Source organism: Nocardia sp. NPDC003999, from assembly GCF_053604885.1.
This window is the reverse complement of sequence record NZ_JBSGIB010000003.1, coordinates 592,050-616,621: the sequence shown is the minus strand read 5'-3', so window position 1 is coordinate 616,621 and position 24,572 is coordinate 592,050. Positions and strand designations below refer to the sequence as shown.

The window sequence follows — 24,572 nt, the reverse complement described above, 5'->3', positions numbered from 1 at the left end:
AATTCGTCGACCCGAATACCGCGGCACCCCCCACCAACGGTGGAACAGGCAGTGGCGGCGGAACCGGAAACAACAACGGCGGCAACGGCAACAACGGCGACAACGGCAACAACAGCGGCGGAGACAACAACAACGGCAAATCCAACGCAAACGGAAACTCTCCCCAGCCCAGCAGCGACGGCGCCAACCCTCCCACCAGCGGCCTTCCGCCTTCATCATCCAAAAGCGGCTTGGACTCCACGGGCAACCAACCGACGCCGACCGGGTCGACCGGTCCGACCAACTCGACCAGCCCGCTCGGCAGTTCGGGGCCGTTGTCCAAGCTCGCGGACATGCTGGCTCAGCTGAATTCAGGCCCCATGTTCAGTGGTTCCCCCAGCCCGTTCGGCGCGTCCGGCCCGTGGGGCGCGTCCGGCCCATGGGGCGCGGCGGGTCCGTCCGGGTCGATCACTCCGGCGGGCCTCGGCGGCGGATCGGCCGGCGGCGGAGCGGGGATCGCCAGTCCGGTTGACGACAAACTGTTCCCTCGCGCCGGCGCTCCCGGGACCGGTACACCCACCGACACCGGCCGCGCTGGACTCCCGGCCACCGCAACCCAAACCAACGCCGCCTATCCGATGGGGATGGGCGGCTACCCACTGGGCGGAGGTATGGGCGGCGGCATGGGCGGACAAGGTCAGCAACAACAGCAGGAGCGCAAACGTGCCGCCTACCTGGACGGTCCCGAGCACCTCGAGGAAGCCGTCGGCGACGATCCACTGTCGGTCCGGCCCATCATCGATCGTTGAGACAGGTGCCCGACCATGCGCTTTCATATCGTGAACTTTCCCAATACCGAGACCACCCGGCACTATCAGCCGTGCGCGTACACGCAGAAGAATCGGCGCTTCGCCTCGATGATGACCGAGCTCGGTCACGAGGTATTCCTGTACGGCGGCGAGGAGAACGACGCGGCGTGCGCGGAATTCGTCCCGATCGTCACCAGGGCCGAGCAATCCGAGTGGTTCGGCGGTGCCGATCTCTATAAGGACCCCATCAATCTCACATGGAGTCCCCATGATGTGCATTGGCAGATTTCCAACGAGCGCGCGGTCACCGAGATCGCCCAGCGGAAGGGCAAGCGCGACTTCATCGGAATTCTCGGTGGCACTTGCCAAAAGCCCATCGCGGATACCTTCCCCGAGCTGATGACCGTCGAATTCGGCATCGGCTACAGCGGGGTGTTCGCCAACTACCGGGTGTTCGAGAGCTACGCGTGGATGCATGCTGTCTACGGCTCGTATGCGAGTGTTCCCGGCGTCATGAGCGCCCGCGGCCAGTTCTACGACGCCGTGATCCCGAACTACTATGACGTGGCGGATTTCCCGTTCTCCGAGGACAAGGACGGCTACTTCCTGTTCATCGGCAGGATGGTCGAGGCCAAAGGCATTCAGATCGCAATCGACACCTGCACGCGGCTCGGCGTGAATCTGATCGTCGCCGGCGCGGGGGAAGTCCCCGAGGCCGACTGCGTCGAATACGTCGGTGTAGTCGACTCGACGCGCCGCGGCGAGTTGATGAGCCGGGCCCGTGCGGTTTTCGTGCCGACGCTCTATCTCGAACCTTTCGGTGGCGTCCACGCCGAGGCGATGCTGTGCGGGACCCCGGTGATCACCACCGATTGGGGTGTGTTCACCGAAACCGTGCAGCACGGCGTGCAGGGTTTTCGCTGCCGGACGCTGCGCGAGTTCTGCGATGCCGCTGACGCCGTCCACAAACTCGACTATCGCGGAATCCGTGACTACGCGATCTCGAAATTTTCCACCGACGTCGTCGCCCCACAGTACGAGGCGTACTTCGAACGCCTACTCACGCTGTGGGGCGATGGCTGGTACGCGACATAGGAGGTCAGTGTGACGGGACACTGGCGCGGGCGCACACGAGGCCTACCGTGCTGACGGAATCGGGGCGCCGGAACCTGGTCGTACTGAGGGCGGGCGACGAATCACTGCACGAGCAGTGGCTGGCCGGGCCGCATCCACGTACCTGGGATCTGGTGGTGAGCTATTTCGGTGACGACCCGGACCGCTACCGGGTGGCGGACGTGGCCAGGATCGACCGTAAAGGCCCGAAATGGCCTGCCCTGCATCATGTCCTGACGACCGATTTGGCTGCGGTGCTCGATCGATACGATTACGTCTGGCTCCCCGACGACGACCTGGCCGCCGACACCTCCAGCATCAACGAGCTGTTCCACTGCGCGGCGCAGCACCGGCTCGCACTGACCCAACCCGCGCTCACCGAGGACAGCTACTACTCCCACGAGATCACGCTCGTCGATCGACGATTCAACCTCCGGCACACGAACTTCGTCGAAATCATGGCACCCTGTTTCAGCCGGGAATTCCTGCGCCGTTGCCTGCCGACCTTCGACGCCACCCAGACCGGCTGGGGTCTGGACTTCCACTGGCCGCGATTCATCACCGACTCCACATCGATCGCCATCGTCGACGCCGTAACGGTCCGGCACACCCGACCGGTGGGCGGGCCGAATTACGCCGCGGCCCGGGCGGGTGGGATCGACACGTGGGCGGAGTATTGCGAATACCTGGTCACGCACGAAATCAGCGACTTGACGCCACGCGTGCATCGCGGCGTCGGAGCACCCAACCGGCCCGCGGAGACCCTCGAACCCACCGCAATCTGCGTGACCATCGACCGGTGGCGCCCCGAGCTGGCCGACTGGTTCGACTTCCACTCCGCGCAAGCGGAATTGACCATCATCTATACGGATGACCCCGATGTCCGGGCCGCGCTGTGCGCAGTGCGCGGTGAGCGGCCCGTCATCCTTCGCGACCACGCGACACCCAACGATGACACGGTTGCTCGCGAGGTAGCCAACATCGCCGACGCCGCCGCAACGGCCGAGGCGGCGGGTATGCAATGGCTGCTGCCACTCGGCCCAGACGAGGTCTTCTATGACGACGGTCGCCGCCGCTGGCAGATTCCCGGCGCCGGGCAGGTGACATTCATCGGACACGAAGCCGTCCCTTCCCCCGTGCCGGTGACCGATCCCATCCACGAGTGCACCGTGTTCCGGATCAGCGGTCGATCCCCCTTTCTCGACACCCCGGCCAACCGCAGCGCGGTCCGTCTCGGCCCCGCTGTCGCGCCGGTGGACGAGTACGGTTTCACCGGATTCGACGGCGTGCACGGCACCGTGACTGCGCCGATGATCCTGCACTACCCGTATCCGAGTTTCGAGAGCTGGCTGGCCCGAGCCGAAGAAGTCGCCGAGGTCGGAGGCCGCAAGGCGCGGCACTTCGCCCATCACTCCAGAGACCTGCTCCAGGTGGCCCTCGCCCACGGCGAGCTCTCAGGCGCACGTGCCTGCTTCCAAGCCGGAATCCCGTCCGCCGGCATGGTCGACCGGATGCTCCTGAACGGCGAACTCATGCGCGCCGAGCCGCTACGACTGATGCGCGACCCCCCGGCGCGAGAGCGGCTGCCGTCAGTCGGTGAGGTCGAGGGCAGCGCGCACGAGGTGTCGATGCCGTTGTAGCGGTAGACGTCGTCGAGCGATCCGAATCGGCCGAATATATTGCTGACCCCCATGCGATACGGCGCACCGGGTTGCGCGTGGCCAGGAAGACCAGGGTCGAGGCGGCAACCCGCGGCGCGGTCGCGGCGACAGGCGGCCCGCTCGTCGACGGCTGGCGCGAGCGGTCCGACGCCGAATGTGACGCTGCCGGAACGCGCCGTCCTGAGCGCGGCCGGCCACGGCGATCCTCCGGGATGAAAGGGATCGGGTCGGTCGGCAGAGTAGTCCGCGCGGCCGCCGTTGACCTTGGAATCCGCCGATCACCGCAGGCAGCGGACCCGCACGCGTTTGCGTGCGTATGTCGGTGCGCAAAGGGTAGGCCGCATATGCACCTACTTCGATGAATGGAGGCGTCATGAGAGACGTCGACGACACCGTTCACGCAAACCCCGGCCGTCGCCTTCGAATTCCCCGTAGCCGAGGAGCCCTCGGCGGGCTCGCGGTGCTACTGCTGGGCTTGTGGGGTGCGCTGATCCCGTTCATCGGACCCTATTTCGGCTTCGCGTTCACTCCGGACGACCCGTGGGTGTGGACGGCGGCGCGCGGGTGGCTCCAGGTGTTGCCCGGCGTCGCCGCGATCATCGGCGGATTGCTCATGCTGGCCAGCCGCAACCGGCTCGTGGCGAGCTTCGGGGCGTGGCTGGCAGCGGCGGCGGGCTTGTGGTTCGTGATCGGGCCGATACTGGCGGACACCCTGAAAATCGGGGATGTGGGCGAACCCGTCGCCACGTCCGATCTGAAACGGGCCCTGCTACAACTGGCCTACTTCTATGGTCTCGGAGCGCTGATCCTGTTCTTCGCCGCGACCTCACTCGGCCGATTGTCCGTGCGCAGCGCACGCGATATCGCCTTCGCGCGACGCGAGGTCGACACCAGAGCCGCCGCCGAGGCCGACAGTCGGCGCCGCGTAGCCGACGCGCCGGGCCCTGCGGAACCCGCCTCCCGTGCCGATGCCACACCGGGGCCGCGACCGAACAAACCCGAGTTGTATCGCAGCTGACCTCACCTCCAACGTTGCCGAGAACGGTGGCCGCCGACGTTCCATCCGGCACGCTGCTACGCAACACCCCTGTCGGCACAATATGGTCGGTTCGCGCGTGTCGCAGGTCCTCCGGTCGAGGAGGTTCCACCTCGACGGTGCAGCGAGCCCTGCGGCGGCGCGGACTGCTGTAGCCACAGGGATTTCGTGCGGATCGTAAGTCGTGGGCGATGCTGCCGCGCAAGGTGTTTTACGATCCACCGACCAGGCGCGACCGGGTCCGGCAGACCGACTTCAGCGAATTCGAAACCACTGGTGGTGGCATCTGGCGGATCTGCGCGGTCATCAACTATGCCACCAAAACTGGGATTCTTCCGGCGAAACCATCACAGTCGGACAGCGGTCCGACGTGCCGATTGGGTCGGCACTATTGCTGAAAGCTCGCGCCATGCCGTCAACGGCAGCGTGGTCGGATCGGTGCCTACAACCTGCAAGCACACGTGGTCAGCCCCTGCCGCCAGGTGCTGACCTATCCGTTCCTCGATCGCGGACAGATCGCCGTAGGCCATGATCGCATCAACCAGCCGACCGCTGGGTTCGCTGATGTCATCGTCGCCGAAGCCGAGCCTGTGCAGGTTGGCGGCCTGGTGCGGCGCGCCCGACGCATATGCCGCGACATAGGCGCGTGCTACTTCCCGAGCACGGCTGACATCAGTGTCCAGAACCACCGGTTGCTCCACGCCGAGAAATGGCCTGTGCCCCAACACCTCTCTGGCTCTTGCCGTATGCGCTACCGGAACGAAGTACGGGTGCGCACCCCACGTCCGTCGCGCCGCCAGTTCCAGCATCCTCGGCCCGAGGGCACCGATCACCCGCCGTGGCGCCGGATCGGGCACAGGGCCGTGCGCCGGTACCGCGTCCATTGCGTCGAGGTACCCTCCCATCAGCGCCAGAGGTTTACCGCCCGCTGGAATCGCATAGCCGTCAGCCTCGACCGGACGGCCGGCAACGCGGTGACCCCCAAGCCCCAGCAGGTAACGGCCCGGGAAGGCCTCACCGAGCGCACGCTCCGCAGTCGCCATAGCGAGAGGATCTCGCAGCGCGATATTGGCAATACCCGCCGCCACAACGATTCGCTCAGTAGCCGACAGCAGCAGCCACGCCTGTCCGACAGTGTCCCGGCCGAGTCCCTCGCCGAACCAGATCGCACCGAAACCCAGTTCTTCGATCTCCGCGGCCGCATCCCGGACCAGCGTTGCCGGCTGCCTGTCGAAGGCCCATGTCCAGAGACCCACAGCGCCCAAATCTCGTTGTGTCATCGTAGCTTTCCATTCACCCAAAACCGGAGAGATTCTCCGGTTCGCTCTCAGTAGAATATGGAGAGGCTCTCCGATTCGCAAGGGGTGTGATGAGGTCACACGCACAACGCAACTACAACCGCATACTGGCAGCGGCAGCCACTGTCTTCGCGGAGTCAGGGCCCGATGCATCGCTCAATGAAGTCGCCCGCCGTGCGGATGTCGGGCCGGGCACTCTGTATCGCCATTTCCCGGATCGGCAATCGCTGCAGCTCGCGGTGTTGCAGGACCGCATCGAAGCTCTCTGCAGATGCGGCGAGGAATTGCTGTCCGCACCGGACGCGCACGCGGCGCTCGGAGAATGGTTGCGGGCACTGCTATTCCACGCTCGCAACGACCGGGGACTCGGTGCGGCCGCACTCACCGGGCCCATCGGTTCGAACTTCGAGTGCCGGGAAGCCATCAGGCGAACAGCGGAGAAGCTGTTGACGCGCGCACAAGGAGCAGGCACCGTGCGAACCGATACGTCCGCGGACGATCTCATCCAACTGGTGGCCGGGATCGGCCTCGCCGCCACGGACAGCCGCGATGCCGGCCAGCCCGATCGGCTACTCGGAATCGCCGTCGACGGACTCATCACCCATTGAACCCGCCTAGTGTATGTGCCCGTCTGCGTGGACTAGTACGGGATCGTCAACTGCTCCGCGGCGGAGAGAGGTCGAACAGAGTCGGGTCGTGGAGCTGCCGTGCCGCTGCGGCGCGCTGTTCGGCCCGCTCACGAACCGCGCAGGTCGGCCCGATGCCCTGGACCACCGATTGCGGTGACAGCAGCCAACCGTGACAGCGGTGGCAGTGCGCGACGAGTCGCACGGTGGGCTGATCACCGGTCTCGGCCACGGTGTCCTTCCAGAAGTCCGAACGAACTGGGTGTCCGTGCGGGGAAGGGCACCGCTACTTCGAGCCAGGGCAGACCCATTTCCAGCCACACCCGCACGGTAACCCGCCGGGACGCAAGCCATTAGTGAGCCACACCGAACAAGACCGGGGGCAGCCGCATAGGGAGCCTCCCACCGGGCACCTGAGACTCGATCCTGGCCGGGATCAAGCCCTGACACCAGTCTTGAGTAGGCAACTCCTTTCGCTAGTTCGACCCCACACCGAACGGCCCCAGCCGTCCTCGCGTCGGCGGCAACATCAGATCATCGAAGCCATGACCCATGGATAGTATTTAATATTGCAGCTGTCTAGCTCTAGCGCACTATTTAATATAATATATAATGGCGGAGCGCAGCATGGACCTCGGGAAAGGAGCGTCATGGGTGGCGAACACCTGAACAAGACAGCGCGGCGAGTGATCGCGGGGCTGGATGCCGATGGCAAGTCGACGGTCGTCGCGGACGAGAACACCGCCACCCGGGTGGCCCTTCCGGCGTTCACGGTCAACGACGTCTGGCGGGTCGATTCCCTGCCCGGCCGGTACCAGGACGAGGACACGTTGAAATCGGATGTGGAACTCGATCCGCCGGCCAACGGCCTGGTGGTCCGGCTCGCCACCTTCCCCCCGGACAGCGAGATCGATCCCGCGGTGTACGCGGAGTCGATCGGAAACCTGCACGGCGAAGACGCCAACGCCGACAGTGAGGGCATCGTCGGCCTGCACGCGACGGAGACCATCGATATCGCCACGATCCTCGACGGTGAGATATACGCGCTCTACGAAACCGGCGAAACCCTGCTGCGCGCCGGCGACACCGTGATCAACCGCGGCATCAAACATGCCTGGAGCAACCGCACCGACAAACCCGTGACGATGGTCGCGGTCATGCTGCCGGCAAAGGACTGAGGAGTTTCATGTTGTCATTCGACGGACGCGTCGCCATCGTCACCGGCTCGGGACGTGGCCTCGGCGCCTCGCACGCCAAGTTCCTGGCATCCCGGGGTGCGGCGGTGGTGATCAACGATCTGGGCGGTTCCGCTCAGGGCACCGGGGCCAGTTCTGGTCCGGCGGAGGAGGTGGTAGCCGACATCGTTGCCGCCGGGGGACGCGCGGTGGCGAACTTCGACTCGGTCACCGAGAACCCGGAAGGCATCGTGCAGACCGCGATCGACGCGTTCGGACGCCTCGACATCCTGGTCAACAACGCCGGCATCAACCAGGCGCACGCCTTCGGCCGCGATATCCTGCCATCGATCCGGCAGCACATGGAGGTGCATTTCTTCGGTACCGCCGGGGTCACCGCCGCCGCCTGGCCGCACCTGATCGAGAGCGGATCCGGGCGCGTCGTGAGCACCACCTCCCCCACCCTGATCGGCTTCCCGCAGCAGACACCCTACGTCGCCGCCAAGGGCGCGATCTTCGCCTTCACCCGGACTCTGGCCCTCGAGGGGCAGGAGGTGGGCATCAAGGTCAACGCGATCGCTCCGACCGCGGCGACCCGGATGTCCGACGAGGCGGATCTGCCCGACGAGTTCAAGCAGTTCATGCGCGACAACTTGCCGACCTCGCTGGTCAGCCCCGTAGTGGCGTATCTGGCGCACGAGAACTGCGCGATCAACGGCGAGGTGCTCCAGGCCCAGGGCGGCGAAGTGCAGCGGCTGGTACTCGGTTTCAACGAGGGCTTCACGAGCAAGGACCTCACCCCGGAGTTGGTGCAGCAGCACATCGACCAAATCCTCCATCCCGCAACACATGTTCCGTTCAAGACGATCGACGAGCAGGATCTCAGCGCGGTGGGCAAGTAGGACAGCTGTCGCGTCAGGGCAGCTGATGTCGCGACGAAAAGCGCGTCGGCCGGTACTCGCGGCCGCCGCGCTTTCACCTTGGCCCACTCGACTTCCGGCCGTCGAAGTCAGCCCACGCTCAGCGGTGGCGACGGCGGGAACACGACGGGGAGCTCGGTCAGCGCCCGATGGAACGGGCCGGGGCGCCAGCTCAGTTCGTCGGCCGGCACCGCGAGCCGTATCTCGGGCAGGGAATCGAGCAGTTGATCGACCGCGTCCTGCGCGACCAGATAGGCCACCGATCGGGCCGGGCAGGCATGGAGCCCGACACTCCACGACAGATGGGAACTGTTGTCGACGTATTCGCCGACTACGACCGAGGGATCGTTGTTGCACGCGGCCATGCTGATGACGACCGGCTGGTGCGCCGGCAGCCAGACGCCGTCGATGAGCATCGGCTGCCGGGGAAAAGTCGTGCACATATTGGCGAGCGGCGGGTCGGTGAACAGCACCTCGTCCAGTGCAGCGCGGGTGGTCATGCTGCCGCCGAGCAGCCCGCCCGCGAACCGGTCTTCGGTGAGCAGCATGCGCACCGTGTTGACGATCAGATTGTGCAGCGGTTCGATCCCCGCACCGTAGAAGCTGAACAACTGCGCGATCATCTCGTCCTGGTCCAGCTGCACCGAATGCCGCAGCAGCCGCGAGGTGATGTCGTTGCCCGGCTCCTCACGCCGCAGCGCGATCAGGTCTGCCAGCGCCGCGATGAGCAGCGCCTCGGCCTTGTGGGTCTCGGCACCGTCGAATATCGCGGAGAAGGCGTCGGCAGCACGGCGGCCGATATCGGCGGGGCAGCCGAGTAGCGAATTGACCACCTGGAAAGTGAGCGGATAGGCGTACTCGGTGATGATCTCCGCGGTCCCGGTCGTGCAGAACGCATTGATCAGCGGAACCGATATCTGCTCCACCGTATGGTGCAGCGCGAACATTTCTACCTCGCGCAACGCGGCCACGGTGGGGGTGCGGTAGCGGGCGTGTTCGGCTCCGGCGTTGCGAAAGGCGTTGGGCCGCCATCCCATCAGCGGAAGTACCGGGCAGCCGGCCGGTATCCGCGGCTGCCAATGACGGGGATCGGCCGGGAAGTGTTCGGGGTCGTTGAGAATCCGCCGTGCGACCTGGTAGTCGATCACCAGGGTGGCGGGTACGCCCGGCGCGAGGTCGATCGGCACGAGCGCGCCGAACCGCTCACGCATCTCGCGGTAGATCCGATGCGGGTCGGCGGCGAACTCTTCGGTGTACAGGGGGATTCGAGGGCCGCTGCCGTCGACCGGCGAACCGTAGTGGGCCGGACCGGGGGGCTGCGATGAGGTGGTCATGAACGTACTCCGGACTGTCGAGCAACCGATGCGGACCGCCGGTCGAGTACGACGGCGGCCGGTCGGGATGGTATCCGGAGACGCACGATGCCCGTGGGAAGTTAAATATATCCCGCACTTAATGTTCCGTTGTCGATGCGCAGCGTGGGTGACCCACAGGTAGCCGTAATCGCCCCGCGGTCCACTCCCCGCTGGGCATCGTTTTTATTGTGGCGCAGTGAGGACCGTGTCCGGTCCGTCGGAGAACACGAGTCCGGTGTCGGTTACCGGGACGCCGGACGGAGCCAGACTTCCGTCCGCGGCGACGGTGTACGAGTGGACCTGGGTGGTGCCGTGCACAGTCAGCGCGTCGATGAGGAACACCTTCCGATTCAACCGCCACCGAGCCGCCGAAATCCGGCCGAGTATGCCCGGCAGCGGCTCTCCGCCGCCGGCGGTAAGCTGTCGAGCCCGTGGCGGCACTCCACATCGCATAGCTGTTACACCCTTCGGCCGTCTCCGCCCTCACCCCGGGGCGATGTAGCCGCTGCCTCCTGCCGCCGCCCCGGCTGTGTTTCACTGATCGGCGCTGACCGCGAAGACCGGAAACCTGTCGTGCCAGGGACGCGGCTGGAACTGCACGCGTACCGGTCGGCGCGGAAGCGAGGGGACTCTTCCTTCGATGGACGTGTAGACCCATGGACCTTCATCGAGTTCGACGATGGCGATCGTCAGCGGGACCAGCCCACCCCGTCTATCCGTCGGAGCGCGATCTATCGCGCGCCAAGACACGATCGAACCCACGCCCGACGACGGCATCCACTCGAGATCATCGGATCCGCAGGCTGAACATCCAGCGGTCATCGGCGCGAGCCGCATGTCACAGTCCGCGCAACGGCAAATCATCAACGCGCCACCTACACGATGCACATCGCGGGCGCTGATGCCGTTCGATGTGTGCCTCGGATTGTGCGCGTGCATACAGGCCTCCGCGGGATGGTGCCGGCTGGTTCCGCTCCAGCGTCTCCGGATCAGGGCATTGCGGCGACGGTCGATCGACCGGGGGCATACCTGTTTCCGACCCGCGCCCAGAGCAGTCGGGCCGCGATGCAGTGTCCGACGGCGCTGCGATCCATCACGTGCGCCGTACGCCGCACAGTAGCTCACGTATATAATACATAATGTTTTGAAGGTGCGATACCGAAGAGTCGACTGGTGATCGCGTCGTGGACGGTCGCCGGGTAGCTCGCTCCCAAGACTCGGCCTGCCATGCGACGCGAGCTTCTGTGGTTCGACGATCCCGCCCGCGCCGATCACGTTGCCCACCTGGCGAAATAGTGTGTCCCTGAAAGGAATTCGATGCGACGCTCCGCGTTCTTCGACACCGACTCCGACGACCGGATCCTGTCCCCTCTGCCCACGGCCGGCAGTGGCTGGAACGGCGGTCAGATGCGGGGGGCGGCGGTCAGCGCCGTACTTGCTCGCGGGGTCGAGCGCCGCCTGGCCGACCTCGGTCCAGACCGGCTTCGGCCCGCCCGCTGGACTGTGGACCTCTTCCACCCCGTCGCCATGCGCCCCTGTTCGGTCGAGACCGAGATCGTGCGGGCGGGCAAGCGGCTGCGTCTGGTGGACGCGCGCCTCCTCCAGGATGGGCAGCCCGTAGCCGCGGCCAGGGCGCTGTTCCTCGCAGCGGGCTCGGATCCAGCCGGTGACTGCTGGTCGGCGGGCAAGGCACTCCCGCCACCGCCTGCCTCATGGCGACGGAGCGAAGACCGTGCCCGCGTCTATTACAGCGACGACGCCGGCTGGGATGCCGATCCCGCCCAGCACCACAACAGGAGCCGGAACCGCTTGTGGCACGGCCCTATCGACATTGTCACCGGGGAGGAACCGTCACCGTTCCAGTTCGCCTGCGGCGTCGCCGATGTCTCCAATCTCGTCGCCAACCTGGGTACCCATGGGCTCGAGTACATCAACGCCGACGTCACCGTGGCGTTCAGCCGCCTCCCCATCGGCGGCGAAATGGGAATCTCCGCGACGGATCGACAGGAGTACGACGGCATCTCGGTGGGCACCGCCGTGCTCTACGACCGGCTCGGCGCCTTCGGCTCGTCAACCGTCACGGCCATCACCGCGCCCGCCCCCGCCGACCTGCGGGTGGCGAGCACCGCGAGCCCCTAGGGCAGGCCACTGCTGCTGCTCGAGGCACGGAGTTATCCTCGGGAAGGACGACCCCACCGCCGGATCGTCCGCGAGTTCGTCCCGAATCGAGGCCGACGATGGGCGATATCCCGCCGACCCAGCGCAGCCCCTCCTCGGGCATCGTCGCGGAGTTGAGCGCCGAAGGCTTCGACGATGCCGAGGAGATCGGCCGCGGGGGCTTCGGCGTGGTGTATCGCTGCACACAACCCGACTTGGATCGGGTCGTCGCGGTGAAGATCCTCACCGCGGAACTCGACCCGGACGGACTCCAGCGTTTCGTCCGCGAGCAGCAAGCCATGGGCCGCTTGTCCGGGCACCCCCACATCGTGGCGGTGTTCCAGGTCGGCACCACGCGCGGCGGACACCCCTACCTGGTGATGCCTTACCACGCACACGGCTCGCTCGAGCAGCGCATCCGGGACGACGGACCGCTCGGGTGGGCTGCGGTCCTGCGGCTGGGAGTGAAGATCTCGGGCGCGCTGGAAACCGCGCATCGCGCCGGGATCCTCCATCGCGACGTGAAACCGGGCAACATCTTGCTGACCGAATACGGGGAGCCGGAATTGACGGATTTCGGCATCGCGCGAATACCGGGAGGCTTCCGCACGACCAGCGGAATCATCACTGCCTCGCCGGCGTTCACCGCGCCGGAGGTACTGCGCGGCTCGCCGCCGACGCCGGTCTCGGACGTGTACAGCCTGGGAGCCACTCTGTTCTGCTCCCTCACCGGGCACGTGGCCTACGAACGTCGTGTCGGCGAGCAGGTGATGGCGCAATTCTTCCGGGTCTCCGAGCAGCCCGTCCCGGATCTCGGGGAACGGGACGTGCCGGAAGAGGTGCGTGCGGCCATCGAACACGCGATGGCCACGGAGCCTGCGGACCGGCCCGCGGGCGCCGCGAGCCTCGGCCAGGAACTGCGCCGGGTCCAGGAACGTACTGGCGGTCCGGTCGATTCCTTGGTCCTGCCGCCCACACACCGGTCGTCGGTCGCGCCCGCTGAGGTGTCGTCCAGTCGGCGGGAAAGAGACGCTGTCCCACCGACTCCCGCGACGAAGTACCGTCCGCCCGGCCTCCCACGGACGCCTCTCCCCAGGAAATGGCTGCTGGATCAGCTTCGGTCGAACGAACACACCCGGCTCACCTGGATCCACGCACCGAGCGGATTCGGCAAGACGACGCTGGCCGCGCAGTGGCGCGACGAGCTGCTACGTAAGGGCGCGGCGGTAGCCTGGCTCACCGTCGACGAGGACGACAACAATGTCGCCTGGTTCCTCGCACACGTGGTGGAAGCGCTCCGCTCGGCCTACCCGCGGCTCGCCGATGAACTCGCCGATGTTCTCGACGCCCATCCCGACCCCACCCGCGCGATGCTGACCGCGCTCGTCGACGCACTGCATACCCGGCAGGATCGGCTCACCCTGGTGCTCGACGACTGGCAACGGGTGAACGCCCCGGCATCGGTCGCCGCGGTCCGATTCCTTCTCGAACACGGCTGCCATCATCTGCCGATCATGGTGACGAGCACGTCCAGGTCCGGATTGCCGTTGAGCAGACTGCGCATGCACGGCGATCTGGTGGAGATCGACGCGACGGCGTTGCGATTCGATAGCGACGAAGTGCGCGAGTTTCTCGCGGAAGCGGGTGGATTGCGGCTGAACCGGGCCGATATCGACACCCTCGCGCGCGTCACCGACGGCTGGATCGCCGCGCTTCAGCTGGCCGTACTGTCGCTGCGCGCAGGCGAGGATCCCGCGCGTCTGCTCGAACGGCTCGCCGAGCACCCCGACATCGGCGAGTTCCTGGCCGAGAACGTGCTCGGCGCGCTCGACCCCAGCACCCTCGAATTCCTCATGCTCACCTCGCTCTGTGAGCGCGTCTGCGGCGACCTCGCCGCCACGCTCACCGGAAACGATCACGCCCAGGAACTGCTCGAGGACATCGAAGACCGAGGCATGTTCCTGCAGCGGGCCGACCCGGAGCGGCGATGGTTCCGCTATCACCAGCTGTTCGCCGGGTACTTGCGGCGACGGTTGGTCTCCGAGCGTCCGGACGAGATCCCCGCCCTGCGGCTTCGAGCGTCGACTTGGTTCGCAGAGCACCACCTGCTCAACGAGGCGGTCGATCAGGCGCTCGCGGCCGGGGACGAGGACCGAGCCGCCGACCTCGTCGAGCGAGATGGCCAATACCTGCTGGAGCGATCGCGGATATCGCTGCTGCAAGGCATTCTCGCCAAGCTGCCCGTGCGGGCAAGCTGCACGCGACCCCGGCTCCAGCTGCTCGCGACCTGGGTGAACCTCGTCCTGCGCCGACCGGGGCCAACCGCGGCGGCCCTGGCCCGATTCGATGCCGCCCTCGACGAGGCGGCCCCGCCCGAGAGTGAACGCGCGCAGATGCGGACCGAGGCCGACGTCCTGACGAGCGTCGGCGAGATGTTCGCCGACCGGGTTGCCGACCTGGACCGGCTGATCGGCGACGCGCTGGCGCGGCCGGAGGCCTTCTCGCCGTTCGTGGCGGGAGCGGCGGGCAATATCGCCACCTACGCCGCGATCCAGCGCTTCGATTTCGACGCCGCCCGCCGCTGGCAGCAGTGGGCCACCCCGTATCACGAGGCGACCGGTCCGTTTCCCAGGGTCTACGGCTGCTGCTTCGGCGGAATGGCAGCCAGGGAACAGCTCGACCTCCCGGCCGCCGAGGAGATGTTCCGAACAGCGCTCGATACCGCTCGCGCCACCATGGGGAACACTTCGCACGCGGCCCGTCTCGCAAGCGCCCTGCTCGGCGACTTACGTTACGAGACAGGTGATCTCGAGGAAGCCGCCGAGCTGCTCGAAGAGAGCAGGGGGCTGGCGACCGAAGGCGGAGGCGGTGTCGACTTCATGATGGCCACCTACGCGACGGGCGCGCGAGTCCGGGCGCTGCTGGGTGACCAGGACACCGCGCGGGGACTATTGGACGAGGGCATGGCGCACGCCGAACGCCTGGCACTGCCGCGCCTGGCCGCACGGGTGCGCAATGAGCGGGTCCGACTGGGGTTCGAGCTCGAGCACGGCGAACCGGAGGCGATCCTGCGCCGACGCGCGCCCCAGCGCAGGGACGGGATAGCGACTTTCATCGATGAATGCGACGAAGACTCCGCCATCCGGCTGCTGCTCGCCGACCCGAACGCCGAACGCCGTAGCGAGGCGGTCGAGCGAGCGCGCACCCTCACCTCCGGCATCGACGCGGTGAGCAGACCGCTCGCCGCACTGCGCGCCGGTTTCCTGCTCGGCGTAGCGCTGCGGCTTACCGGCCGGTCCGAGGAAGCGGAGCAGACGCTCGCACCGCTGGCACGGCATTCCGCCCGACTGGGACTGTCCCGCCTACCCGTCGATTCGGCGGCCGGAACAGCGCCCCGGCCCACCGGCTGAACAGGGCGCCGGCGGTCGTAGTGGCCGGCTATCGCCTCCGCGAGCCGCCACGACCGAGTTCAGAGGGGCGATATAGACGCGCACCGTGTCCAAGTTCTTGCACACTCCCGCCTCGGGACTCCCTTTAGTGTCGAGAGCACTCGTTATTCGGCGAAGCGCCACGAGGACAGGGAGCGAGAGTTGCCGAAGGGCTATCCGGCACAGGCCGGTCTCACCATCGATTATCCGGTGTCCGCGGTGGAGGACACCGCGCAGGCCAGCGGATACTTGCTGGCCGCCGTGCGGGATTGTCTCGAAGTATCGATCTGCCTGCTCGACGGGCCCGCACAGCCCGAGCAGCTCCGCAGGCTCGAAGAGGAGGCTGCGCGGTGGGCATGCGCGGACATCCCGATCGTCACCATCCTGCGCGTCGTCCACGATGGCGTCCGGCTCGGCATCGAACTGGCCGGCGACCGGGCGTCGACCGAGGCCGGCCAGCTCGGCGCCGTCGATACGGACCGGGTGCTGGGGTTGCTCGGCACCGTCACCGCCGCCGTCGCCCGCGGCTACACGCGGCAGTTGCACACCGCGGCCCATCAGCACCACACCGCCACGCGCGCCCTTGCCTCCGCACTGCTCGAGGGACAGCCGACCTCGACATTGGCGCGCCACAACGGCATCGAGGTCGCCGACGAGTACTGGATCCTGGCCGTCGCCGTCCCCCGTCCCGCCAGCGCCGCAGCCCAGTCACGTGTCCGGACCGAACGTCCGCTCCGGCGCATCCGAGCCGAACTCGCCCACCGTTCCCAGGGTGCCGCGCTGTCGATCCTCTCGCCCACCGGCGGCACCATCCTGCTGCCCACCGCACTCGCCGGCGACAGCACACTGGACGAGTGGATCGCCGCCATCGCCCGCATCGCCGAAGTTCCGGTCACCGCGACGCTCATCCGCGCGGCGACGCCGGATATTCCCTCCTGCGCCGCCCAAGCCCATGAACTGCTCGACTTGGTCCACCGGCTCGGATTGCGAGACGGGCTGCACCGCTTCGCCGATCTGGCACTGGAATACCAGCTCACGCGTCCTGGTCCTGGACTCGAATGGCTCAGCGCCCTGCTCGACCCCCTCGACGAGGAGCCCGAACTGCTCGAGACCCTGCGGTGTCACGTCGCCAACGGTATGAATCGAAGACGAACCGCCCAGATGCTGTACCTACATCCGAACACCGTCGACAACCGGCTCAAACGAATAGCCCAGATCATCGGTTTGGACGCGACCCAGTCGTCCGGACTGTGGTATCTGCGATCGGCTTTGATCGCCCGTAGGCACCGCGCTACCGCTCCGAAGCGGGTCCGCCGCGAACCGCCCACCGGACCCGAGCTACCGCGACAACTCCGCGAAGTGGCCCGCCACAAGCATTATGCATAATGCTAGATACGTAACTTTTCCAATTTTGTGCGCTAAATCTGCTTCAGATGCCCGTCGCCGGGTAGGTCTCAGGAGGAGACAGATCCGACTGACAAAGGAGGCGTACCGGCATGACGGACACGACGGCGAAGGCCAAGGACGCACTGACCGATGTCGCCACGAAGACCATAGGGGCCGTGGCGCCGAAGAAGATCATCGAACCGATGGTCGAACTCTGGGCGCACGGCAAACGGACTCCCGTATATCGGCGTCCTGACGAGGTGGGGTTGGCATACGAGGACGTGTTCTTCCCCGCCATGGACGGCCTGACGTTGGAGGGCTGGTTCATCCCCGCCGACTCCGACCGGTTGATCATCCACAATCACTTCCTGCCGGGCAACCGCTACGGCTACGCGGGCCACCTCGACGGTTTACAGGACTTCGGCGGGTTCGAGGTGAGTTTCCTGCCCGAGTACAGGGCTCTGCACGATGCCGGTTACAACATCCTGTGCTACGACATCCGCAATCACGGCCTCAGCCCCGACGGCCACGGCCGCACCGTCGGTATCGGCCTGCTCGAATACCGTGATGTGATCGGCTCGATCCGCTACGCGAAGTCCCGGCCCGACACCGCGAACATGACCACCGGATTGCTGAGCGTGTGTCTGGGGGCGGATTCGACCTTCGTGGCGATCGACAAGCATCCCGGCGAATTCACCCACATCAAGGCGATGATCGCGTTGCAACCCATCTCGGCTCGCGCGTTCGTCGAGCGCACGATTGTCGAAGGCGCAGGCATCGACAACGGCGTCGAACTGTTCGACCAGGCGTTGCACGCCCGCACCGGCTTCCACGTCGACGAGCAATCGCCGATTCCACGGGCCGCGTCGGTGCGTATGCCGACGCTGGTGGCGCAGGTACGGGACGACACGTTGACTTATCCGTCGGATGTGCAGGCGATCTACGACAACATCGCCGCCCGCGACAAGAAACTGCACTGGATCGAAGGGACCGACCAGCGCTTCCGCGGATACAACTATTTCGGCGAGCGCCCCGAAGTGATGCTGGATTGGTTCGACTCGCACATGAAGTAGAAGCTCACCCCCGCAGCACCGGCCGGGTGGTGGCGAACGCCTGCGATCAAGAGCTCTCCCCCTTGGCGTCCTCCACCACCCAGGCGGCGATCTGGGCCCGGGAGGTGAAGCCGAGTTTGGTCAGGATGTGTTCGACGTGGCCTTGCGCGGTTCGCTGGGAGATGACCAGTGCGGCGGCGATCTGCCTGTTGGTGAGGCCTCGGGAGACGAGATCGGCGACCTGATGCTCGCGCTTGGTCAATTCCGCGGCTCCCGAGGCGGAACTCGGGCCAACGGGCTGTTCACCCAGCGCGTAGGCCGCTGCGGCGTCCATTTCCATCGCCAACCCCCGCCGACGGGCCGCGTCGAATCGGCGTTCCCCGAGCATCCGCCGCGTCCGCTGTTCGCATTCGCGGTGGAAGCGCAGCATGTTCGGGAAGACACTCGTGGCGCTGCTTCCGGCCGGCCACGCGGTCTCGGCGGCTCCCAGCAGAACGGCCGCGCGCTCCGCGTCGCTCGGGTCGACAGTCCACGCCAGTGCCTCGAGGGCGAAGGCGGCCACGAAGGGGTTGCCCAGGCGCTGGTTGACGCGTAGCGAGTCCTCCAGCAATGCCCGTGCGCGGTGATGGTCGCCTTCTTGCCAGGCGACGACGGCGAGACCGCGCAATGCGGCCGCGCGATGGAGTAGTTCGCCGGAAGTCTCCGTCACAGCGAGGATCTGCCGGTAACAATCCGTTGCCTTGGCGACGTCGCCGCCCAGCTCGCATGCCCAGCCGAGCAACGCCAGGGCGTTGAGCCGCAGATTCTCGGTGCTGCCCGGCCCGAGCGACCGCAACGACCGCTCGAAGGCTGAAGTCGCATGGGCGGCGTCGCCCCGGGCGAGTGCGAGGGCCCCCTCGGAGTAAGCGATGCGCGCCAGGGTCAACGGGCTCGGCGATCGCTCGGCGAGCACCCGTCCCTCCTCCAAGAGAGCGGTCGCCGCCTGGAAATCTCCTTGCGCAGCGGCCAACTGGCTGTCGGCACGGAGAGCGTTGACGCGATCGGGTATCGATGAGGCGAGTGGGTGGGCCAGGGCTCGGTCCAGCCAGGACCGGCCTTCCCCGTACATGCCGCGGAAGTTCCAGAAATCGAACATCGCCGCGGCCATGGTCATCCCGCCGTCTCCGGCCGCGCCGGTCTCATCGGAGAGAAACAATTCGAGCGCTTCACGCATGTTCGGTTGTTCGCGGTCGAGCCGGGCGACCCAGTCCGGCGCGCGTGCGCCGATCCACTCCGCGTCCCAGTCCAGCGCCAGCTGCCGGTACCACTGGCGGTGCCTGCGGCGCAGGTTCTCCTCCTCACCGGACACCTGCAGCTTCTCCCGGCCGTAGTCGCGCAAGGTCTCGAGCATCCGGAAGCGCACGACGGTGTCGAATTCCTCGCGGATCAGGATCGACTTGTCCACCAGGGACGACAGCACGTCCAAGACGGCGTGCGGCGCGAAGTCGAAGCCGCATACCCGCTCGGCGGCGTCGAGTTCGCAGGTGCCCGCGAACACCGACAGCCGCGCCCAGAAACGCCGCTCCGCCGCGGTGCACAGCTCATAGCTCCAGTCGACACACCAGCGCAGCGTCTGCTGCCGGGCCGGTGCGGTGCGGCTGCCCCGGGTGAGAAACGCGTAGCGGTCGTCGAGCCGTTGCAAGATCTGCTGCGGCGACATCGTGCGTATCCGGGCCGCGGCCAACTCGATCGCCAGCGGCAATCCCTCGAGCCGGGCACAGATCCTGGCCACCGCGGTTTTGTTGTCCTCATCGAGTTCGAAGCCGGGCAGCGCCGCGGCGGCGCGATCGGCGAACAACGTCACCGCGTCGAAGCGCGGCAACCCCCGCAGCGACGGTTCTCGGTCCGGATCGGGAACCGTCAGCGGAGACACCCGTAGCACAGCCTCGCCCTCGGCATTCAGCGGCTCGCGGCTGGTCACCAGGATCCGCAGGTCCGGACAGGCGCGCAAGAACGTCTCGGTCAGCTGGGCGACCGCATCCACCAGCTGCTCGCAGTTGTCCAGTATCAGCAGCAGTTCCCGCGAACGCAGAGACCGGACAAGCGTCTCGAGCAGCGCCTCCGCCGAATCGTCCCGCACATTCAGGCTCGCCGCCACCACTTCGACCAGCAGCCCGGGATCGGAAACGTCGGCTAGTTCGACCGACCACACCCCGTCACGGAAGTCGCGCCGCGCACTCGAGGCGGCGCGCAGGGCCAGTCTCGTCTTTCCGACGCCCCCGCTTCCGGTCAACGTCACCAGCCGCGACGTCGTCAGCAGATTCCGCACCTCGGACACCTCGGTGCGCCGACCGACGAAACTGGTCAACTCCAGCGGCAAGCTGCCTTCGAAGCTTCGCACGCCGGATGTGCTTGCCATGGCGGGTGTACTCACCTCCCGGCGTGTCCGCAGCGGCTTATCGGCGACCGGAAGGACACGACCGCGCGGTCGAACCGATACGTGGAGCGGATACCACCCGCGACCGCAGAACAAACCGTTCGTTCGGTCTACCGGGCCGGCACAAGCACCGCCGCTTCGGCCAGGAAGCACACCGAGCCGCCCACCCGCTCGCAAGCGATACTCGCGGCGGTGATGAGCGAGCCCGCGGCGCCTCGCTCCGTGTTCCGAGCCGATCAGCTAAGGTGCTTGCGGAAGAACGGCACCAGGTTCTCCAGCGCGACACCGGTCGGGCCCGGCTTGTCGTACAGGTCGTAGTGCGACGCGCCCTCGACCACGACGAGTTGCTTGTCCTTCGACGCAGCTCGACCGTACAGCTCCATGCTGAGCCGCTGCGAACCGAAGGCGCCGACCTTGTCGCCGATCACGACGCACAGCGGCTGGGTCAGGAAGACCTCGACGCGGTCGTACGCATCCCAGTCGGCCAAGGCAGCCCGACGACCGAAGTTGAAGCTGGTCTTACCACCAGGGGCTTGACCGCGATCGGTTTTGTAGTACTCCGTGGCCTCGACGACGTCGACATCCGTGATACCCGCCTGCTTCGCCGCGTCGACCGACGGAGGCAGCAGATCGTTGATCACCTGGGCCTGTCCGCGAGCCTCCGCGGTGCGCTGCGCGGCGATGGCCTCGAGCATCCCCATCGGGTTGTACTCCGAGAAGCCCTCTCGCATCAGCCGGCCGACGTTGCTGCCGACGACGGTGCCCAGTGCCTTGATCCGGCGGTCGATCTTGGTGGCTGCCACGGCGTAACCCGCTCCGCCGCAGATCGCGAGCACACCGATGTTGTCCGCGTCGACGTAGGGCAGGGTGACGAGGTAGTCGATCACAAAGCTGAAGTCGCTGGTCCGGAAACCGGGATCCTCGACCGACCGCGGATCGCCACCGCTTTCACCCTGGAAGCTCGCATCGAAGGCGGCCACCACGAAGCCCGCCTCGGCCAGCGCCTTGCCGTAGACGTTGCCCGAAGTCTGCGCCTTACAGCTACCGGTGGGATGGGCCGAGACGATCGTCGGATACGTCTTCGACTCATCGAAACCGGGTGGGAAGTAGATATCCGTGGCGATGTCCCAGGCCCAACCCTTGACCGCCACCGTTTCGATATTGCCTGCCATGATCTTCCTCTCCTGTGCTCGACCGCTTACAAAGGCAAATCTATGAGCGTTTGGGCAGCAGGGGCAGGGCGCGACGGCGCCTAGGAAAAATCCCTCCCACAAGGATTCCCCACGCCCCCGACGGGGCCGCACCGAAGCCGAGCCGACATTCGTGCGGTATCCCACTTACCTCGTCGAAACGGACCAGCGCTATCGCCGCCATGTGATCGATCGGCCCCGACGGCTCGCCGATGCCCCGAGCAGCGCTTACCAGCGCTGTGACCCAGCCCACCCGCGGAGGTTGACAACATAATATATAAAGCATAGTGTGCTCGATCACATCCTTCGAGCGAGAAAGGCCAGGTCGAGCTCAAACAGCAGCAACGGACTGCCGTCGTGCCCGTTCGCTGAAACATCACCCCCCGAAAGAACAAGGAAGTTCAGATGAGGATCAGCACCGTCGTCGCCACCACTGTGGCCGCCGCATTCGCCGTCGTCGCCGGAACCGCCGGCGCCACCCCGGACAACCCGGACGCCGTCGGTTTCACAGCGCATGCCGTTGGTGACCGGAGCGTCATCGAGACCGACGCGGGTTCGCTTGCGGTGGAGAACGACATGTTCGAAGTCAAGGCCGCCGACGGAACCGTCCTCGCCGCGACGCCGTTGCGATTCCGGGTCGACGAGTTCGAATTTCCCATCAGCGCGGAGGTCGCCGGTCGCACCGCCACCTTGACACCCCGGTTCGATCTCGAGCACGCGGTGTACGCACCGGTCGCCCTGCCGTACGAGGACAAAGCGCCGTGGAAGAACGAGTACGACCGTGAACAGGCCGCTTGGAGCCGCATGACCAGCACCATCACCATGGGCGCCACGCTCGGCACCCTCATCGGCGGCCTCGGCGGCGGCGCCGTGGGCTGTGTGCTCGGCGGAATCGCCGGCGCGACGATCGCCGCGGCCACGATCGCCGGCCTCTTCGGCCCGTTCATTCCCGCCGCCGCGGTCGGCTGCCTCGGCGGGATCGTCGCTGTCGGCGCGCTGGGCACCATCGCCGGACAGCTGTTCGTCACGGCGCCCATCGCCACTGTCGCCGTCATCCAGTATCTGTCTACCGTGAATTCACCGCTGCCGGAAAAGTGATCGGCCCTGCCGAACCCGACTGTCGATGCTCCAGTCCGGCGGATGGAGCATCGACCGTCGTGAAATTCCTGCCGCCGAACTGCGCCAGAGCGTCGAGCACCGACTGCGACGCCGTGCAACCGCCCTGCTTCGGCCTGGTGTAGTAGCCGGCGCTGATCACGGCGAGCGTCGCCGGCATGGGAATGTGGCATCGGCATCAACTGCTTCGTCAGCGTCGGCAATCAGGCCGCGCTCGGCGGGCCCACCCGAGCACTGCCCCACCGAAATCGGTTGCAGGCGAGACCCGATGGATGGCCCGATCCGCACCGGCGTGGTCGCCGAAGGCCGATCTCGCGACCGGGCCGCTGCGTGTTGTGACGGCGATTCGAGTGCTCGTCCCGGAATGCCGGGCCGGAACTTCACCTTCCGGGCCACTAGCCCGCAGTCGTCAATGAATGTGACACCTTTCACAGGCGAATCGGAGACTATCGGCGCGCGCAACCGGGACCAAGTGAATGTTTCCGAATTCCGGGTTCGAAAATCGTGAATTGACCGCTGCGGCAGCCGGTGCGAGCATGCGTTTATCAGGTATCACAAGGGGTCACCCGGTTGGCCCGGGCGAATTCTCCGAGGGAGTCATCGATGTTGACACGGGGCGCGGTGCTGCGCGAATCACCGGGAATCTACGAAATCGTCGAAATGGAACTCGACGATCCGCGACGCGGGGAAATCCGGGTCAGGATGGTGGCCAGCGGCCTGTGTCATTCCGACGATCATTTCGCCACCGGCGACCAGACTCCCGGCATTCTGCCCATCGCGGGCGGGCACGAGGGCGCCGGCATCGTGGAGGCGGTCGGGCCAGGGACGACCGGCTTCGCCGAGGGCGATCACGTGGTGTTCTCCTTCCTGCCGGTATGCGGCCGCTGCCGGTGGTGCGCGAAAGGGTTACAGAACCTGTGCGACCTCGGCGCGTTCCTGGCCACCGGCGCCCGCTTCGACGACCCGACCTCGTTCCGGCTGTCGCTGGGCGGTGCGCCGGTCGGGCAACTCGCCGGGCTGGGCACGTTCTGCGAGTACGTCACCGTGTCGGTGTCCTCGGCCATCCGCATCGATCCCGCGATTCCCCTGGACGTCGCGGTGCTCGCCGGTTGCGGTGTCGGCACCGGGTGGGGCGCGGCCGTCAACTCCGCGCAGGTGCGCCCGGGAGACGTCACCATCGTGATGGGTGTCGGCGGCATCGGGATCAACGCGGTCCAGGGCGCCGCCCAGGCGGGCGCGAGCGCGGTGATCGCGGTCGACCCCGTCGCTTTCAAGCGCGAGTCGGCGCGGAAACTCGGTGCCACCCATGCTGTCTCCTCCATCGAGGAGGCCGAGGAACTCGCCCGCTCCATGACCAACGGTCAAGGCGCGGACTCGGCGATCGTCAGCGTCGGCGTGACCACCGGCAAGCACATCGGCCAGGCGCTGCAGGCGGTGCGCAAGGCGGGCACCTGCGTCGCCGTCGGCCTTGGCGACACCTTCGTCAAGGACGGCGACATCGACCTGCACCAGCTCATCCTGTTCCAGAAGCGGTTGCAGGGCTCGCTTTTCGGCGCCTGCGCGCCGACCGCCGACATCCCCGCCCAGCTCGCGATGTACCAGCAGGGCACCCTGAAACTCGAAGAACTCGTCACCACCCGCTACGCGCTCGAGGACGTCAATCAGGGCTTCGAGGACATGAAGGCGGGCCGTAATCTGCGCGGAATCATCATTCACGAGGGCTGACCGTTACGCACCCTGCGCTCCTCCGGATCGGCCGCCGCATTCGTCTTCGACGCGTTTCATCCGGCCGAGCGACTGCTGACCCAGCCGCTGCTCGTCGTGTGCGGGATCGAGCCGTTCTTCTCCGCACACC

21 protein-coding genes are annotated in these 24,572 nt (G+C 66.6%); 13 read left to right on the top strand and 8 right to left on the bottom strand.

The genetic code is table 11. From position 1 onward, the window contains the following. Positions 1-334: hypothetical protein (locus ACWESM_RS10380; protein WP_452491436.1), on the bottom strand; the 334-nt coding region annotated here is incomplete at its 3' end. On the opposite strand from ACWESM_RS10380, the gene ACWESM_RS10375 reads away from it, so the two are divergent. The 4 genes from ACWESM_RS10375 (at position 333) to ACWESM_RS10360 (ending at position 4,580) form a co-directional block, all read left to right on the top strand. Continuing rightward, a complete protein-coding gene (locus ACWESM_RS10375; RefSeq protein ID WP_397281028.1) occupies positions 333-788 on the top strand; it encodes a hypothetical protein in 456 nt (151 codons plus the stop codon). The two genes, ACWESM_RS10380 and ACWESM_RS10375, sit on opposite strands and share 2 nt — an antisense overlap. Before the next feature lie 15 nt (positions 789-803). Then, positions 804-1,883 carry a glycosyltransferase gene (locus tag ACWESM_RS10370; RefSeq protein WP_397281030.1) on the top strand — a complete coding sequence of 360 codons (1,080 nt, stop codon included), beginning with the start codon at positions 804-806 and terminating at the stop codon, positions 1,881-1,883. Between the two features lie 47 nt (positions 1,884-1,930). After that, positions 1,931-3,541, top strand: a complete 1,611-nt coding sequence (locus ACWESM_RS10365; RefSeq protein ID WP_397281032.1) for a DUF707 domain-containing protein — start codon at positions 1,931-1,933, stop codon at positions 3,539-3,541. Between the two features lie 394 nt (positions 3,542-3,935). Next, the gene (locus ACWESM_RS10360) at positions 3,936-4,580 is read left to right on the top strand and encodes a hypothetical protein (RefSeq protein WP_452491433.1); all 645 of its coding nucleotides are present in this window, start codon (positions 3,936-3,938) and stop codon (positions 4,578-4,580) included. Positions 4,581-4,945: 365 nt separating this feature from the next. On the opposite strand, the gene ACWESM_RS10355 is transcribed toward ACWESM_RS10360, so the two are convergent. Then, positions 4,946-5,878: a TIGR03620 family F420-dependent LLM class oxidoreductase gene (locus ACWESM_RS10355; RefSeq protein WP_452491431.1), complete on the bottom strand. Its 933-nt coding sequence runs from the start codon at positions 5,876-5,878 to the stop codon at positions 4,946-4,948. Between the two features lie 89 nt (positions 5,879-5,967). On the opposite strand from ACWESM_RS10355, the gene ACWESM_RS10350 reads away from it, so the two are divergent. Further along, entirely contained in the window at positions 5,968-6,504 is a 537-nt protein-coding gene (locus tag ACWESM_RS10350; protein ID WP_452491429.1) for a TetR/AcrR family transcriptional regulator, read from the top strand. Between the two features lie 46 nt (positions 6,505-6,550). Here the strand turns inward: ACWESM_RS10350 and ACWESM_RS10345 are convergent, their stop codons facing one another. After that, positions 6,551-6,727: a DUF6011 domain-containing protein gene (locus ACWESM_RS10345; protein WP_364437099.1), complete on the bottom strand. Its 177-nt coding sequence runs from the start codon at positions 6,725-6,727 to the stop codon at positions 6,551-6,553. 445 nt (positions 6,728-7,172) lie between these two features. Here ACWESM_RS10345 and ACWESM_RS10340 point away from each other — a divergent pair, with 445 nt between their 5' ends. Beyond that, entirely contained in the window at positions 7,173-7,700 is a 528-nt protein-coding gene (locus ACWESM_RS10340) for a cupin domain-containing protein (protein ID WP_364437077.1), read from the top strand. An 8-nt stretch (positions 7,701-7,708) separates the two neighbouring features. Continuing rightward, on the top strand, positions 7,709-8,599 hold the full coding sequence (locus tag ACWESM_RS10335; protein WP_364437074.1) for an SDR family NAD(P)-dependent oxidoreductase: 891 nt from the start codon (positions 7,709-7,711) through the stop codon (positions 8,597-8,599). A gap of 107 nt (positions 8,600-8,706) precedes the next feature. On the opposite strand, the gene ACWESM_RS10330 is transcribed toward ACWESM_RS10335, so the two are convergent. The 3 genes from ACWESM_RS10330 to ACWESM_RS10320 form a co-directional block, all read right to left on the bottom strand. Continuing rightward, positions 8,707-9,951 (bottom strand): cytochrome P450, encoded by a 1,245-nt coding sequence (locus tag ACWESM_RS10330; protein WP_452491427.1) that lies wholly within the window; start codon positions 9,949-9,951, stop codon positions 8,707-8,709. A gap of 204 nt (positions 9,952-10,155) precedes the next feature. Beyond that, the gene (locus ACWESM_RS10325) at positions 10,156-10,314 is read right to left on the bottom strand and encodes a hypothetical protein (protein WP_364437068.1); all 159 of its coding nucleotides are present in this window, start codon (positions 10,312-10,314) and stop codon (positions 10,156-10,158) included. Between the two features lie 192 nt (positions 10,315-10,506). After that, complete coding sequence (locus ACWESM_RS10320; protein ID WP_452491460.1) at positions 10,507-10,749, bottom strand: OB-fold domain-containing protein; 243 nt, start codon at positions 10,747-10,749, stop codon at positions 10,507-10,509. Positions 10,750-11,289: 540 nt separating this feature from the next. On the opposite strand from ACWESM_RS10320, the gene ACWESM_RS10315 reads away from it, so the two are divergent. The 4 genes from ACWESM_RS10315 to ACWESM_RS10300 all read left to right on the top strand — a co-directional run bounded on the left by ACWESM_RS10315 (position 11,290) and on the right by ACWESM_RS10300 (position 18,016). After that, positions 11,290-12,111 carry an acyl-CoA thioesterase domain-containing protein gene (locus tag ACWESM_RS10315; RefSeq protein ID WP_452491425.1) on the top strand — a complete coding sequence of 274 codons (822 nt, stop codon included), beginning with the start codon at positions 11,290-11,292 and terminating at the stop codon, positions 12,109-12,111. Between the two features lie 98 nt (positions 12,112-12,209). Continuing rightward, positions 12,210-15,539 carry a protein kinase domain-containing protein gene (locus ACWESM_RS10310; protein ID WP_452491423.1) on the top strand — a complete coding sequence of 1,110 codons (3,330 nt, stop codon included), beginning with the start codon at positions 12,210-12,212 and terminating at the stop codon, positions 15,537-15,539. A 180-nt stretch (positions 15,540-15,719) separates the two neighbouring features. After that, entirely contained in the window at positions 15,720-16,943 is a 1,224-nt protein-coding gene (locus tag ACWESM_RS10305; RefSeq protein WP_364437058.1) for a PucR family transcriptional regulator, read from the top strand. A gap of 203 nt (positions 16,944-17,146) precedes the next feature. Continuing rightward, positions 17,147-18,016, top strand: a complete 870-nt coding sequence (locus ACWESM_RS10300; protein ID WP_195043138.1) for an alpha/beta hydrolase family protein — start codon at positions 17,147-17,149, stop codon at positions 18,014-18,016. Positions 18,017-18,062: 46 nt separating this feature from the next. On the opposite strand, the gene ACWESM_RS10295 is transcribed toward ACWESM_RS10300, so the two are convergent. Both ACWESM_RS10295 and ACWESM_RS10290 read right to left on the bottom strand, forming a co-directional pair. After that, positions 18,063-20,393 carry an ATP-binding protein gene (locus ACWESM_RS10295; protein WP_452491421.1) on the bottom strand — a complete coding sequence of 777 codons (2,331 nt, stop codon included), beginning with the start codon at positions 20,391-20,393 and terminating at the stop codon, positions 18,063-18,065. A gap of 254 nt (positions 20,394-20,647) precedes the next feature. Next, complete coding sequence (locus ACWESM_RS10290) at positions 20,648-21,583, bottom strand: alpha/beta hydrolase (RefSeq protein ID WP_452491419.1); 936 nt, start codon at positions 21,581-21,583, stop codon at positions 20,648-20,650. 423 nt (positions 21,584-22,006) lie between these two features. Here ACWESM_RS10290 and ACWESM_RS10285 point away from each other — a divergent pair, with 423 nt between their 5' ends. Beyond that, a complete protein-coding gene (locus ACWESM_RS10285; RefSeq protein ID WP_397281056.1) occupies positions 22,007-22,699 on the top strand; it encodes a hypothetical protein in 693 nt (230 codons plus the stop codon). Positions 22,700-23,320: 621 nt separating this feature from the next. Further along, entirely contained in the window at positions 23,321-24,442 is a 1,122-nt protein-coding gene (locus ACWESM_RS10280) for an NDMA-dependent alcohol dehydrogenase (protein WP_397281058.1), read from the top strand. The last annotated feature ends 130 nt before the right edge of the window (positions 24,443-24,572 follow it).